This window comes from Companilactobacillus nantensis DSM 16982 (assembly GCF_001435815.1).
Classification (GTDB): domain Bacteria; phylum Bacillota; class Bacilli; order Lactobacillales; family Lactobacillaceae; genus Companilactobacillus; species Companilactobacillus nantensis.
This window is the reverse complement of sequence record NZ_AZFV01000010.1, coordinates 18,000-32,448: the sequence shown is the minus strand read 5'-3', so window position 1 is coordinate 32,448 and position 14,449 is coordinate 18,000. Positions and strand designations below refer to the sequence as shown.

13 protein-coding genes are annotated in these 14,449 nt (G+C 36.3%); 3 read left to right on the top strand and 10 right to left on the bottom strand.

Annotated elements, in window-relative coordinates; translation table 11 throughout:
• Positions 1-29: 29 nt before the first annotated feature.
• From FD31_RS05735 to FD31_RS05705, 6 genes are all read right to left on the bottom strand, one after another.
• Positions 30-704: a hypothetical protein gene (locus FD31_RS05735; RefSeq protein WP_057891813.1), complete on the bottom strand. Its 675-nt coding sequence runs from the start codon at positions 702-704 to the stop codon at positions 30-32.
• Positions 694-1,521, bottom strand: a complete 828-nt coding sequence (locus FD31_RS05730) for an ATP-binding cassette domain-containing protein (RefSeq protein ID WP_057891812.1) — start codon at positions 1,519-1,521, stop codon at positions 694-696. Before FD31_RS05730 ends, FD31_RS05735 begins: the two co-directional genes overlap by 11 nt.
• Positions 1,521-2,009: a hypothetical protein gene (locus FD31_RS05725; RefSeq protein WP_057891811.1), complete on the bottom strand. Its 489-nt coding sequence runs from the start codon at positions 2,007-2,009 to the stop codon at positions 1,521-1,523. Before FD31_RS05725 ends, FD31_RS05730 begins: the two co-directional genes overlap by 1 nt.
• A 406-nt stretch (positions 2,010-2,415) precedes the next feature.
• Entirely contained in the window at positions 2,416-2,961 is a 546-nt protein-coding gene (locus FD31_RS05715; protein ID WP_057891809.1) for a DNA-3-methyladenine glycosylase I, read from the bottom strand.
• Between the two features lie 256 nt (positions 2,962-3,217).
• A complete protein-coding gene (locus FD31_RS05710) occupies positions 3,218-3,709 on the bottom strand; it encodes a universal stress protein (protein WP_057891808.1) in 492 nt (163 codons plus the stop codon).
• 79 nt (positions 3,710-3,788) lie between these two features.
• Positions 3,789-4,901: a glycerate kinase gene (locus FD31_RS05705; RefSeq protein ID WP_057891807.1), complete on the bottom strand. Its 1,113-nt coding sequence runs from the start codon at positions 4,899-4,901 to the stop codon at positions 3,789-3,791.
• Positions 4,902-4,966: 65 nt separating this feature from the next.
• Between FD31_RS05705 and FD31_RS05700 the strand changes: the two genes are divergently transcribed.
• The gene (locus tag FD31_RS05700; protein WP_057891806.1) at positions 4,967-5,770 is read left to right on the top strand and encodes a tyrosine-protein phosphatase; all 804 of its coding nucleotides are present in this window, start codon (positions 4,967-4,969) and stop codon (positions 5,768-5,770) included.
• A gap of 64 nt (positions 5,771-5,834) precedes the next feature.
• Here FD31_RS05700 and FD31_RS14330 read toward each other — a convergent pair whose 3' ends face one another.
• The 4 genes from FD31_RS14330 to FD31_RS05675 form a co-directional block, all read right to left on the bottom strand.
• Positions 5,835-8,243, bottom strand: coding sequence for a BspA family leucine-rich repeat surface protein (locus FD31_RS14330; RefSeq protein WP_157049148.1), 2,409 nt, complete (start codon positions 8,241-8,243; stop codon positions 5,835-5,837).
• A gap of 803 nt (positions 8,244-9,046) precedes the next feature.
• Positions 9,047-9,805 (bottom strand): ABC transporter ATP-binding protein, encoded by a 759-nt coding sequence (locus FD31_RS05685; RefSeq protein ID WP_057891804.1) that lies wholly within the window; start codon positions 9,803-9,805, stop codon positions 9,047-9,049.
• Positions 9,750-10,700 (bottom strand): ABC transporter permease, encoded by a 951-nt coding sequence (locus FD31_RS05680; RefSeq protein WP_057891803.1) that lies wholly within the window; start codon positions 10,698-10,700, stop codon positions 9,750-9,752. The genes FD31_RS05685 and FD31_RS05680 overlap by 56 nt, the downstream gene beginning before the upstream one ends.
• Positions 10,701-10,725: 25 nt before the next feature.
• Complete coding sequence (locus FD31_RS05675) at positions 10,726-11,694, bottom strand: ABC transporter substrate-binding protein (RefSeq protein WP_057891802.1); 969 nt, start codon at positions 11,692-11,694, stop codon at positions 10,726-10,728.
• A 1,094-nt stretch (positions 11,695-12,788) separates the two neighbouring features.
• Here FD31_RS05675 and FD31_RS05670 point away from each other — a divergent pair.
• Both FD31_RS05670 and FD31_RS05665 read left to right on the top strand, forming a co-directional pair.
• The gene (locus FD31_RS05670; protein WP_057891801.1) at positions 12,789-13,997 is read left to right on the top strand and encodes an MFS transporter; all 1,209 of its coding nucleotides are present in this window, start codon (positions 12,789-12,791) and stop codon (positions 13,995-13,997) included.
• 52 nt (positions 13,998-14,049) lie between these two features.
• Positions 14,050-14,439, top strand: coding sequence for a winged helix-turn-helix transcriptional regulator (locus tag FD31_RS05665; RefSeq protein WP_057891800.1), 390 nt, complete (start codon positions 14,050-14,052; stop codon positions 14,437-14,439).
• The last annotated feature ends 10 nt before the right edge of the window (positions 14,440-14,449 follow it).

The following is a 14,449-nucleotide window of genomic DNA, read 5'->3' as shown; positions in this document are numbered from 1 at the left end:
AAAAGTACACCACATTGCAACAATTTTAGTTAACTTTTTTTCTTTTTATAATAAACCAGACTACTAATAACGAATAAAACCAACGCATATAGAAAAATTTGTCCTGTAATCGGCAAAAGTTGCGTTATTGATGGTTTATTTTGTAAAGCTACAACTGCTTTCGATAAAGGAGGCAAAAGCCATTCAACATAACTTAATACATTGACCACGCTACCAGATAAAGCTAAGTATATGAAAACCAACACGCCAATTTGACCCAGTGTTGTGTAACGGCCCCACTGCATTTTAAACAATGTCGCAATTCCGCTACCTAACAAGCCAACACCAATCAAAGTTAAGATTCCAACCATATCCATTTTGACGTTTTGATTCAAAATCAAACTAAAGATGAAAATCATCACACCAGAAAAAATATTGACAATCAACGCTACTAAAAATTGACTGATTACATCAGCCCAATAACTAGCAACTTTTTGCTTGAGATACTTATTTTGACGACTATCTTTACGATAAATATTCATCGTTACGACTAACCCTAAAAAGAAAGTTCCAATTAACAATAAGCTGTATTTTTTGATGGGATTAATATTTAACAAATAATCACCCGTTAAGCCAAAGACGACCAACGTGAAAAGTGCCGTTAAATACAAAAAGTCTTGAAAGAATAATTGGAGATAGCTTTTCAACAAAATTTTAATCTTCAACACGTTTCACCTCCTCTAGTCGATAATTAAGACGTGTCATTTTTTCTACCAACGCATCTTTCATCGCCAAAGGTAACTCCAACTTCACGACATTATTGAGATTAGAAGTGATGTAACGTTCAATATCAGACGTGACCGCCACTGAATTAGGATGCACGCTGAAAACCAATAAACATTTCAATTCGTGATTCGTAGTCGATTCAATCTTGGTCAAAGTGTTGTTCTCTAGCAAATAACCAGCATCTAAGTATTGATTAATTTCTTCGTCAAAATGGGCTCCACTCAAAATAATCCCAGAACCATTCGTCTTTAAATCTTGAATCAAGCTCAATATCTTTTGAATCGTCTTAGAAGTTTGAAAAGCAAAGGGCTCGTCTAACAACAAAACATTCGGATGTCCTGCCACTGCCGCCAAGAAATCAATTCGTCTCTGAAGCCCCACCGACAACTGTCTAACTGGTTGATTCAAATAAGGACTGACACCCAGAAAAGTAATCATCCCTTGTAATTGCTCTTTTCGAACAGCCAAATCTTTTGACAAACGTCTAATTTCTTCCAAATATTTGGCCACAGTCTGATCAATTAATTGGGGATTTACTTGCGGAACATAGCCAATTCTGACTCCTGGTGTATAAGCAATCGTGCCACTATCTGGTGTCTGACTATTAGCAATTGCCTCCAAAAGTTGTGTTTTGCCAGTGCCATTGTCACCGTTGATGCCGATAATTTCATTTTGAGATAAAGAAAAAGCTACATGCTTGAATGCAAAGTAGCCGTTGTTTTGCAATGATAAATCATTGACTGATATTAATTTCATTATTGCCAAGCCTCAATTGCGTGTGCAGCCAATCCGATTGATAAAACTGCATCTTTTGAAAGTGAATTTCTTACATCAGCGACAATGGTATTATCGTACACTGCCCCAATAACTGTGAAAGCAAAGCTAACTAAATTAAGGTCAGTCTTAACTTTATAATCACCAGTTGCGTATGGGTCTTCGTGGTTATAAGTAAAATTGATTTCATGTGCATCCAATGAACCATCAACGTGATTTACTTGAACACGGTCATGCAATTCACTCAAGCTTTGTTTAGGATTTTGCAAAGTTAAACGGTGATCTGATTCATTTTGGTAGTAGTCGTCTTCTGTCATATCAAGGTAAGTTTTGATAGGCTTTCTCAAGACTTCTAGTGAGTCCAAAATGTCATAAACTTCTTGGGCATCAAATTTTTGAGACTTGTCTTCGATTTTATTACGGTCTTCGTATAGCTTTTCAGCTAGTTTACTAATAGTTTCAGAATTCATAATTCTCCTCCGATATTACTGTTGCTTTTAAATATGCCGCCTCCGGTTGTAGGAGAAATGAAATCTGCTGTGGGACCGGTTCGAGCCAAGGTTTCGAACCTCGATTTTGAACTTCGCAAAGTACGCGAATTTCAAAATACGTCCTGTGCTGTAAGGGCTAAAGCCCTAACACCACTGTCACTACTGATTTCATTTTCCTACAACCTCCGGCTAATTAAATCAAAAAATTTCAGTTATTTTCTTGGATTTAAGATAAATAGATTGTTTTTAAACATCACTGACGAATTTATTAGTATTAACAAAAGTGCAAGTCGCTTTTATTATTCCATAAAAAAACATTCGGAAGAACCGAGAAAGCTAACACCTCACGTAATACTTATAATGTTCAGTACTATTATACTAATTTTCACTTGAAATCACAGGTATCTAGATGATCATTAATTACCCCGACTGCTTGTAAGAATGAATAGATGATTGTTGGGCCTACAAAACGGAAGCCTTTTTTCTTTAAATCTTTACTGATTCTTTGTGATAGTTCTGTTTGTGCAGGCATTTCGCTCATATCACTATAATGATTAATTATTGGTTTATTATCAACAAATTTCCAGATATATTCAAAAAAAGTTTGACCGTTATCGTGCATTGATTGAATTAATTTGGCATTGTTGATGGATGAATCTACTTTTAGACGATTACGGATGATGCCTTTATCTTGTAACAAGGCATCTCGTTTGGTTTGGTCAAAAGCCGCTACCTTTTCAATGTCAAAGTTATCGTACGCCTGACGATATGTTTGACGTCGTTTGATAATTGTTGCCCATGATAAGCCCGCTTGGGCTCCTTCGAGTGTTAACATTTCGAAAAAGTAGCGTTCGTCATGGTTGGGTTTTCCCCACTCTTTGTCATGGTACGATTTCATTTCTTCGGAACTGTTGCCCCATTCACATCTCATAATTTTTTTCCTTCCAACAAAAAAGCTGGCAGTTGCCAGCTTTTGGGTTTTATGTTGATATATTTTGTTGTGATTTTAAAATATTTTTATATAGGTAATTTTATTTTAGAGCGTCTGGATAGGCAGTGGCTCTGAAACGAGCTACGATGGGGCAACTCCTTCCGCTTTTCATAGTATTGTAAATCGCCCGCAAAACCAGCGTGCAATTCACAATACTACGAAAATGCTCGGGAGCTAAGCGCCCCATCTTCGCTCTCTATTTTTTGTGTTTCTTATCCACTAACTTCTTATTATCAATATCTGTTCTAACGATAATAACATCCGTTCTAGCATTTCTTGTAACATACTCTGAAACTGAACCGACTAACAAACGTGTAACTGCGTTCATACCTGTTGAACCGATCATGATCAAGTCGTTCTTGTATTCATCGATAAATTCTTGTGAAATAACTGTCTTTGGTTCACCGAAACGAACGTGAATGTCGATGTCGTCTTCTTTAAATCCGTCTTTAACGGCATCTTCTTTTAATTCGTTGAGATACTTTTGGGCATCTTCGGATAGTTGGTAAATAACGTCCCCATTAAGCATTCCACCATGTAAACCGATGAATTGTTTTGTATCTAGCACAGTCAAAACGTCGATGTGACCACCGTTCATCTTAGCAACTGTTACGGCCTTTTTGAAAGCCATTTCTGCTTCATTTGATCCATCTACCGGAACCAAAATTCTCTTATAATCTTGTTCCATAATTCAATCCTCCAATGCACTTATTGAAAATCCTTTAATTTTAGATTAATGCATTCATATCTATTATTCAATAAAATAACTATCTAAAGGCTAAAAGAGTTCGCGCCAATTGGTTTGCCGTGGATTCATAGTTTTCAAAAATAGTGATTTCATCGTCGTACTCTGTCATTTGTGTTGAAAATATACCTGTAAACAGTTGTTCATAATTATTAAAATTATCAACAAAATTATTGCATAAAACAAACGTTGGAATTTTCTCAGATCCAGCTATCCGACTCAGGTGATACAAGATATCATCATGCATCGAATCGCCAGAAATTTTATCGGTCGCTGTAATTAGAATATCAGCGGAACGAATTATTTCATTCATCCCTGTTACCTTAGCGACCCATTCAAATGACGAGCGCGAAATCCGTGCATTAATCATTGCAAACGCCCCTGCCAAAGTCTTGATTGAATCTGAATGTGGCATCGGGTGTATATCTAAATTATACTTCTGATTCATTTTTTCGGTAATATAAACTAAATTATCTTCCAAAAAACTTTCTTGTGCTTCGTTTAAATACTCGACTGTATCACATAATTTATAAGCACTTGAATAGTTTAATAATACGGTTATGCGGGTTCTTTTGCCAAGTAATTGATAAGCATCTTCCAAATCTATTCTATCAGCACTTATTAGCGGGTTTTCACCTTCTGGTATCAATGACCCACTCTCATCATAAACTTTAGCTCCTAAGGCTTGTAAGACGCCTAAGCCCCCATCAGCCACAGCAGTCTTCCCCAAGCAAAGCACAATATTGCGAATACCACTCGTCACAGCATCTACAATTAATTCACCGATACCATAACTTGTCGCATGAAACAATTGATCTCGGGATTTATTTTTAGCTAAATCGACTCCGACAACTTGCTCCGAATCAATAATAGCGGTATCTTGACTATCGATATTAGTAATAAGATACCGTCCTGTTTTACTCGTCCAAAATGCATCAAAAAAAGGCAGTTCATTCCACTGTCCACCAATAGTGTGCTCAACTAGCGCTGGCATACCGTCCTTGCTGTCTGTCACCGGCATAGTTGCAATTTCAGCATCTGGCAAGGCACGTAATATTCCACTATAGATAGCTTGGCCGATTTTTTCCGAGCTAACATGATTATTATATTTTCCGGGTGCAATTATGAACTTCATAATAAGGATGACTCTTCCTTTTTGTTATAATAGTAAATAGAATAAAACAACCGAGGTAAATGAGAATGGCTAACGATAATGAACGTGTTTTAAACCTTGAAAGAGGTGTTAATTTCCGTGAACTTGGCGGCTATCAAACAACCGATGGGAAAACAGTTAAGTATCATAAAGTTTTGAGATCAGCAGGTTTAGCTGACTTAACTGACAATGATCTACAAACGTTGAAAAATTACGGTTTGAAGATTGATGTTGATTTCCGTTCAAAACAAGAAATCGACAAGAAACCAGACAGACGACCTGAGGGTGTACGTTACGTTTGGGCACCTGTTTTTGAAGAAGATGAAACTAAGTCATCAGAGGTCCAAAGTGACGGCTACATTCCTGAAATTGACGGTGATCCAACTGATGGTTATGCACATATGATTGATGTTTACCGTGATATTATCACAAAGGATAGTTCAAAAGCTGCTTATCGAAAATTCTTTACGCAATTATTACTAAATAAGAACGATAACGAAGTTTTGATTTTCCATTGTAGTGCTGGTAAAGATAGAACTGGTATGGGTGCCGTCTTCTTCTTGACAGCTTTAGGCGTACCTTTTGAAACAATTAAAGAAGATTATCTATTAACAAATGTTGCCAACAAAGAATTCGTTGATGATCTGTTGGGATTATTGGATTCTAAGGGTTACAAAGATCCTGATGTTATAAATTCAGTTAGAGATTTAATGACCGTTCATTATAATTACTTAGCCACAGCCATTAAGACAATTGATAAAACTTACGGCAATATCAACAATTATATCAAAAACGAATTGAAGATTAGTTCTTCAGAGATTGAGTCTTTGAAGAAGATTTATCTTGAATAGTTAACTTAAAATTATATACGCGTAAAAAGAGCATCCCTTAAATTAGGAATGCTCTTTTTGATGGTTAATAAACGTCATTTGCAGAAACTAGTTCATTTGTTGCCACCCGATAGTATTTCTTTCCGTTAATCATAACAGATCTATCAGTAAACCAACTTGTTTCACCATATAACGCTCTATCTTTCACTTTGTTGCCATGTGTATCAACCAATGCTGTAAGTCCCTTAGTTTTAATTGATTGGTTATTTGATTCATATGCATAAACATTAGTAGCCTTAATCCATTCATTAGTTGCTACACGTAGATAGGTTACGCCATCAATTGTTTTTTGTTGATCACTAAACCAATCCGTATTTGGAGCTAATAATCTATCTGATCTAATTAATTTATCTCCATTAATGTGATATAAGATAACATTTCCTTTATCACTGAAGGTCGTTAAAAGTGAGTTATTTCTAATAACTTGTATATTATTCTTTGTATATTTAACGGATTCTGTAGTTGTTGCTGTGCCATCATGATTAATCAAAATAGTAACTGTTTTTTTATCTGCTGTATAACCTTCACGATATGGTACTTCAACAGTCTTCTTTTCATTAGCCTTACCTGATACTGGAACTTCAATATCACCTAAATTTGTAGTGATTTTTACATTAGTTTTAATTACTTTATCTTTATTTTTTGAATGTGATGAAGATCCATTCCCGGAACCTGATGGTCTTGAAGTCCCTACTGGTTTACTTGGACTTGGGTTTGGGTTTGGGTTTGGGTTTGGGTTTGGGTTTGGGTTTGGGTTTGGGTTTGGGTTTGGGTTTGGGTTTGGGTTTGGGTTTGGGTTTGGGTTTGGGTTTGGGTTTGGGTTTGGGTTTGGGTTTGGGTTTGGGTTTGGGTTTGGGTTTGGGTTTGGGTTTGGGTTTGGGTTTGGGTTTGGGTTTGGGTTTGGGTTTGGGTTTGGGTTTGGGTTTGGGTTTGGGTTTGGGTTTGGGTTTGGGTTTGGGTTTGGGTTTGGGTTTGGGTTTGGGTTTGGGTTTGGGTTTGGGTTTGGGTTTGGGTTTGGGTTTGGGTTTGGGTTTGGGTTTGGGTTTGGGTTTGGGTTTGGGTTTGGGTTTGGGTTTGGGTTTGGGTTTGGGTTTGGGTTTGGGTTTGGGTTTGGGTTTGGGTTTGGGTTTGGGTTTGGGTTTGGGTTTGGGTTTGGGTTTGGGTTTGGGTTTGGGTTTGGGTTTGGGTTTGGGTTTGGGTTTGGGTTTGGGTTTGGGTTTGGGTTTGGGTTTGGGTTTGGGTTTGGGTTTGGGTTTGGGTTTGGGTTTATAATATTAGATAATGTATACTGAACTTTTTCATCCGTGACCACGATTCCATTGTAATTTATATATGCACTAACTGTTTTTTTGTCAGACTTATAACCAGTAACCTTTGGAACGTCTATATCCACATGTTTCATAATATCACCTTTAATATCTTCAACAATTTGGTTGCCTAAATTACTAGGAATTATTAATACACGATAATTTGCTCTGAAAGTATGTCTTCCTCTTAGATGATTTCCGTCATAATACTTAACTAAAGATTTCCCCGCAATGGAATTAGATGAAAAAAATAATTTATCTGGTTCTTCTAGGTCACTTTCCGCGTCCACAGCTTTCCATGTTAAATTATTTTCATTAGGTAATACATCCGAATCCGTAAATTTATTATTAATTCCTAATGTGATTTCTTCTAAATTAGTTTTTTCAAACATGTTAATAGAATTAGTAACTTTCCTCATGTCAAAATTAGAAATATCTAATTCCTTTAATTTAGAAACTCCAGAAAAAATTTCTGACATGTCTGTTACGTTTTTTGTTTCAAAAAGATGTTCTAAACGTAATTGTTCAAGATTCTTATCATCTTTAAACATCCCATGCATATTAATCAATTTATTTTCTTCAAAAAATGTTATTCCTAAATTTTCAATTCTTTTTAAAGATGTCATGTTTGCAAACATTAAAGATGCATTCTCTGTTTTTCCTAAATCCAATCCCCAAGCATTGAAATCTGAAACATTACCAAAATAATTTGCAAATAACGACGACGAATCTACTGGAGTTTTTACTTGGGGGTTAATTTGGATTTTTTTAATTTGATTACCGTATTTTTTACCAATATCTTGAGTATCTTTAACTGACAATTCTCCCCCTAGAAAGTACAGAACACCTTTTTTAGAAATAACGTAATTAGATGTTCCATCTTTCCCATATGCTATAACATCATCAGTTCCTAAGCCTTCTGGTAATTCAAAATCAAGATTATTTTTATCGTTCGATATAACATCACGAACATTAGATGATTTCAAGATAGTTGGAGTTATAGATTCCGCAGTAACAATTGTTGTAGTTCCCAACACTGCAGCTCCCCCAAGTGCAAGTGTTGATGCAATAATCCATTTCTTCCTCATAATTGAGTCCGGGGTTTCATTAATTTTATTAAACCTCATAGTGTGATTTTCCCTCCTAGTTTTAAAAAACTATGTAAAATTGTAATGCTTTAAAATTTTATCAAAGGTAAAACATACTAATCCGTAAATAGAAAAATTATTTTTAATTTAAAACATCTTACATAATAGCCGCTTTAGTGATTTCATAAGAAAACAAATATCGGTAGTCTCAATTGTATAAAAGAATTTCGATAGTTTCGATTATAGAAAATGATTAAAAATAGCTAACTCACTCAAAAACAACATTTTTAAGCAATCTTCGCATTTTTAAAACATTGGCATCATAATTTCTTCACATTTGCTAGTTATGATGTACTTGTAAGTTAAAGGAAATCAAAAAGCTTTAACTTATCCCCCCTATAAAGTAATCTTCTTCATATAAAAAATAGATATAGATAATGATTCTCATTAAACATAACCAATTCGTAATCCATCCTTCCCCCCTGATAAATGGATTAACACAAATAAAGCCAATTACTGAATTCTACTTCAGCAATTGGCTTTTTATTTGTGTTGGTTTGGTGCCGCTGAAGGTCGGTAGGGATTGAAGTCTGCTATGGGACCGGCCCGAGCCAAGGTCTCGGCCCTCGATTTTGAGCTTCGCACAGTTCGCGAATCTCAAAATACGTCCTGTGCCGTAAGGGATAAATCCCTAACGCCACTGTCACTGCTGACATCAATCCCTACCGACCTCCAGCTAATTTATTTTAAGAATGATGATTGATTTTTCATATATTTAAAATAATCAAAACAAGACTCCAGAATAATCAAGATATGTGAAATAGATTTATTTCAAACCCACTTTATTCAAATGCCTCCAACAATTGAGCTGTATCAAGGTTATCTTTCTCAGCTCCACGAACATCTAGCTTGATTTGACCATCTTGAACCATCACCAAGCGATTGCCATACTTCAAGGCATCTGACATTTTGTGTGTAATCATCATGGTTGTTAAATGTTCTCGTTGAACCATTTCGTTAGTTATTCTCATAACTTCTTGGCTCGTCTTTGGATCAAGCGCTGCTGTATGTTCGTCTAGTAACAACAACTTGGGTTTACTTAATGTTGCCATCAAAAGTGATAAAGCTTGTCTTTGTCCACCTGATAAATATTTTACTTGCGTATCCATGAAATTTTCTAAGCCCATATTCAACGTTTTTAACAATTCTTGATATTCTTCGACATCGCCTTTTCGTTGATACCATTTCAAATTAATCGTATTGGTATGGCTCTGTGCTAACACCAAATTTTGCATCACTGTTAAGTCACCTGCTGTACCCATTTTAGGATCTTGGAATACGCGTGACATCCAGCGTGAACGGTAGGCAACTGATTTCTTAGAAACATTATGTGAGGCCAAGTCGATTTCTCCGGCATCTGCGTGCAATGTTCCAGCAATCGTATTTAACAAAGTTGATTTACCAGCACCGTTGTTTCCGATAACAGAAATAAAGTCGCCTTCATCTACTTGTAAATTAATATTCTTTAATACGTGACGTTCATTATCAGTCCCGGGAAAGAATACTTTTTGCAGGTGCTTCACTTGTAATACTTTCATCATCTTTGTCCTCCACTTGTTCTAAATACTTCTTCAATTGACGTTTCGTTCTGATGCGGTTTTGAATAATTGGTACACAGATTACGATTACTAAAATGATTGCTGAAAGAATCTTCAAATCATCTGGTGGGAAGCCTAATCCCATCGCAATTGTCAAAAGTAATCGGTAAACGACTGCCCCGACGACCATAGCAATCAAACGTGTCAAAATATTGTGTCCACGAAGGAAAATTTCTCCAACTAGAACTGATGCTAAGCCGATAACGATTGTTCCGATACCCATGCCGATATCAGCGTAACCGTTACTTTGGGCAATCAAGGCACCTGATAAAGCGATGAATCCGTTGGAAATCATGTAACCGAAGATAATCATGCCATCAGTATTGATACCATTAGCAGCTGACATATCTTTGTTATTACCAGTTGCCATTAGTGACAAGCCTAATCTAGTTTTGAACATCAGATAAAGCAATGTAACGACGATGCCTGTGACAATCAAGCCTAAAATAATTGTTTGAATGTCTAAATTCCAACTAGCTGGTAAATATTCAGTTAAAACTTTTTCGTTTAAAAGTGGCACATTGGATTTGCCCATGATGTGCATATTGATTGAGTACAAACCAGTCATTGTTAAAATTCCGGCTAAAAGTGATGGAATACGTAATTTCGTATCCAAGATTCCAGTGATCAATCCTGCCAAACAGCCTGCAATGAACCCGGCTAATGAAGCGACAATAGCTGATTGACCTTTTAACATTAAGCTGACTGCAATAGCTGCACCAAAAGGAAAACTTCCTTCAGTCGTTAAATCAGGAATATCCAAAATTCTAAATGTGATAAAGACACCGATTGCTAAGGGTGCCCACAGTAATCCTTGTCCAAGACTAGATATAAGCATATTTGTTACCTCCAAAAATTTCTAACTAAGGCTTTTGAATTTGATCAGGATTAATTCCAACTGCTTTGGCATTATCCTTGTTAACGTAAAGTCTCAATGTGTGTGATGTTTCAATTGGCATATCTTGAGGCTTCTTTTTGTCGATCAAAATCTTGTAAGCCATCTTAGCTGTTTGTTTACCAAGATCTTTGTAGTTGATACCGTAAGTTGCTGTACCGCCATCTTCAGCCATTTCGATTGAACCTGTAACAACGGGCAATTTAGCTTCACGAGCTTTTTTACCGATAGTCTTCATTGAACTGGCCATCAAATTATCAGTTGGTAGATAGATTCCAGAAACCTTGTCGGCCATACCTGATAAAGCGCTGGCAACATCGTTAGTACTTGTAACGCTGACGATATTTAATTTCAAATTGTGATTTTTAGCGTATTTATTAACCATCTTGATTTGAAGTACCGAATTTTCTTCAGATGAGTTGTACATTACACCGATAGGCTTGTTGCTCTTTGTCAAACTAGTTAAAAGCTTAATTTGTTTGTCGACTGGGCCAAGATCCTTAGTACCAGTAACATTCGTACCAGGTTTCTTGTCATTTTTAATCAAGCCGGCACTTTCCAAATTAGTAACCGCTGTAACAACTATTGGAGTTGACTTAGTTTTCTTAGCTAAAGCTTGTGCTGATGGTGTCGCGATACCTAAAATCAAATCACTTTTCTTTTGTGTCAATTGTTGTGCCATTGAATTTAAATTTGATTGATCCCCTTGTGCATTTTGATAATTGTAGTTAATTTTGATTGATTTATCGTGGTCCTTAACTTCTTTGTTAAGTTCTTCTTTGAAACCTTTACGTGCGGCGTCAAGTGAACCATGTGGCACGATTTGCAAAATCCCAACATTTAAATTTTTGCTTGAACTTGCTGATTTGTTTGAGCAGCCTACTAGTAAAAGTGCTGCCATTGTTATTGTTAATAATCCGATTAATGTCTTTTTCATGAAAATTCATCCTCCCAAATGTATTAAAAAAACCAGCTAGATTCGGATACGAATCTAACTGGTTAAATAATTGGGCCCAAATATTTTCTCCAGATAGATTCAACCCTGTATCTATCTGGCTTTAAATGACATGCTTAAAAGCTTTAGCCAATCGATAGATACGAACACGTACGCGTTCGTATCCAACAACCGGATACAAACGCTATCTAAAGAAAAAGCTAAAGGCAAATTGACTATTTAAATGTGAGCTAAGATTATTATTTATTTTCATAATAAAGTTCCCCTCGTTTTCAATTTACAATGACTAGTAAAACATTTTAAAATTAATGTGTCAATAAGTTTATTAGAATTATTTAATTATTGCCGTCTCCGGACGAAACGAAGAAGTCGCTGTGAGGACCGCCCGGAGCCAAGGTCTCCGAGCTCGATTTTGAACTTCGCAAAGTACGCGAATTTCAAAATACGTCCAGTGGAGTAAGCGATAAATCGCTAACACCACTACCACTGCTGACTTCTTCATTTCGTCCTCCGACTAGAGTATGGCTTTGGTTTGGAAAGTATTTTAGTAATAAACCCTTTTTCTCAATTAAATGTTAGGCTCAAAAACATTCAATATATTTGAGTTTAAAATTTTTTGAATAATTAATATTTTCTAACAAATGAACACATTCAAATTAAGTTAAAAAGTTAACTTCAAAAATTCCACTCCAAACAACCAACAAATAAAAAAACAAGTTCAAAAGTGTTGCAGCTAAAAAAGTATCATAGAAGCTTAAAAATGATTTAGCCGGAAGTTGCGAGAAATCAACCTGCCGTTAAAGTGGCGTTAGGCTGGCCGCTTTTGCCAGTCTTACACCACCGGACGTGTTTGGAGACTTGCTTGTAAGGCTTCAAACCGAGACTCGAGACCTTGGCTCGAGTCGGTCCGCACAGCAGGTTGAATTTCTCGCAACTGGAGACGGCAACAAAACCATCCCCCAAAGTTATAGGTACTTTTTAGTCCCTACTGCACTTTAAAGTACGTAATTGTTTATTTATCCCAACCCCATATAATGTTACACATACTCAATTTTTACTTAAGGGGCGAAAATAATATGAACAAGAAAATATCTCCAAATTGGATTCTATTGTCATTAGCTATTAGTGCTTTTGCCATTGGATCAACTGAATTTATCAGTGTCGGAATTATGCCATTACTTACCAAAACTTTTGGCATTTCAATTTCTGAAGGTGGACTAACTGTTTCCATCTATGCTTTAGGTGTTATGTTTGGTGCACCTGTTTTAGCTTTAGTAACTAATCGTTGGAACCGTAAAAAATTATTGATTGGTATCATGATTAGTTTTATCATTGGAAATCTGCTAGCAACTTTGGCACCAACTTTTGCTATTTTGTTGGCTGGTCGTGTCATTGCTGCTTTGTCACACGGAATTTTCATGACAATTGCATCATTGATTGCTGCTGATGTTGTGGCACCTAACAAACGTGCTTCAGCTATTGCTGTTATGTTTACAGGTTTAACTGTTGCTACCATTACTGGTGTTCCGATTGGAACGTTTATTGGTCAAACTTTTGGTTGGAGAATGTCATTTGCCTTTCTCGTAACGCTTGGTTTAATTGGACTAATCAGTAACGCTGTTCTTGTACCAAATGAATTGCCATTGCCAAAGCCAACTAGTGTTAAGGGAATTTGGCGCATTATCAAACAACCACAATTACTTTTGATTTTAGTTATCACAGCTTTAGGATACGGGGCTACTTTCCCTGTTTACACTTACCTAACAACCATTTTGAACAAAAATATGGGTTGGTCTGAAAGTGCTATTGTTGTTATCTTGATTTTCTATGGAGTAGCCGTTGCGATTGGAAATACTCTTGGTGGTCGCTGGGCTAACAAGAAACCACTCAAGGCTTTGATGGGTATGTTTATTGGACTTGGCGTGGCTTTGTTAGTTATCAGAGCAACAATCAATCTCCACTTCCTTGGATTATTAGCTGTTTTATTGATGGGACTCTTTGCTTTCATGAACGTTCCTGGACTTCAACTCTACATCGTTCAATTAGCTGAAAAATATACTCCTAATGAAGTACCTTTGGCATCAGCATTAAATATCTCAGCATTTAACGTCGGCATCTCTGCTGCTTCAACAATGGGTGGTATAGCTGTAGCTCATCATCAAATTTTGAATACACCATTTATCGGGATCATCATGTTAATAGCAAGTATCGTCTTGATTTGGGTTCTAATGAAAATGGAAGGTTCAACTGTTGATTCAAAAGATTTAGATTTGGAAAATTGCTAAGACTAACTAGTGATGTTAAGATACAAATACTGGATTGAGAGGATGACGAGTAATGAAACAGGCAATTTATAATATCGGTGTTGAGGCAACTATGAGAATTATCGGTGGCAAGTGGAAGCCAATTATTCTTTGTCATTTAAAACACGGCAAGATGCGTACTGGTGAATTACGTCGTGCCATCCCTAACATCACTCAAAAAATGTTGACCCAACAACTCCGTGAACTAGAAGATGACGGAATTGTTGTTCGCAAAGTTTACAATCAAATTCCACCTAAAGTTGAATATTCATTGACCGAATATGGACATTCACTAAACAAAATTTTGGAAGCACTCTGTGTCTGGGGTGAGCATGATATCGAAATGCGCAAGCAAAAAGGTGAAAATATTATTCTTTTAAATAAAGAAGATGTTTCCAACGATGCTTTGCCTTATGCCGATTAAAAAAGCGTTG

Bases quoted from the DNA above. Each gene is read 5' to 3' on its own strand.
- FD31_RS05730 (WP_057891812.1), bottom strand. From the start codon at position 1,521: ATGAAATTAATATCAGTCAATGATTTATCATTGCAAAACAACGGCTAC.
- FD31_RS05725 (WP_057891811.1), bottom strand. From the start codon at position 2,009: ATGAATTCTGAAACTATTAGTAAACTAGCTGAAAAGCTATACGAAGAC.
- FD31_RS05715 (WP_057891809.1), bottom strand. From the start codon at position 2,961: ATGAGATGTGAATGGGGCAACAGTTCCGAAGAAATGAAATCGTACCAT.
- FD31_RS05710 (WP_057891808.1), bottom strand. From the start codon at position 3,709: ATGGAACAAGATTATAAGAGAATTTTGGTTCCGGTAGATGGATCAAAT.
- FD31_RS05705 (WP_057891807.1), bottom strand. From the start codon at position 4,901: ATGAAGTTCATAATTGCACCCGGAAAATATAATAATCATGTTAGCTCG.
- FD31_RS05700 (WP_057891806.1), top strand. From the start codon at position 4,967: ATGGCTAACGATAATGAACGTGTTTTAAACCTTGAAAGAGGTGTTAAT.
- FD31_RS14330 (WP_157049148.1), bottom strand. From the start codon at position 8,243: ATGAGGTTTAATAAAATTAATGAAACCCCGGACTCAATTATGAGGAAG.
- FD31_RS05685 (WP_057891804.1), bottom strand. From the start codon at position 9,805: ATGATGAAAGTATTACAAGTGAAGCACCTGCAAAAAGTATTCTTTCCC.
- FD31_RS05680 (WP_057891803.1), bottom strand. From the start codon at position 10,700: ATGCTTATATCTAGTCTTGGACAAGGATTACTGTGGGCACCCTTAGCA.
- FD31_RS05675 (WP_057891802.1), bottom strand. From the start codon at position 11,694: ATGAAAAAGACATTAATCGGATTATTAACAATAACAATGGCAGCACTT.
- FD31_RS05670 (WP_057891801.1), top strand. From the start codon at position 12,789: ATGAACAAGAAAATATCTCCAAATTGGATTCTATTGTCATTAGCTATT.
- FD31_RS05665 (WP_057891800.1), top strand. From the start codon at position 14,050: ATGAAACAGGCAATTTATAATATCGGTGTTGAGGCAACTATGAGAATT.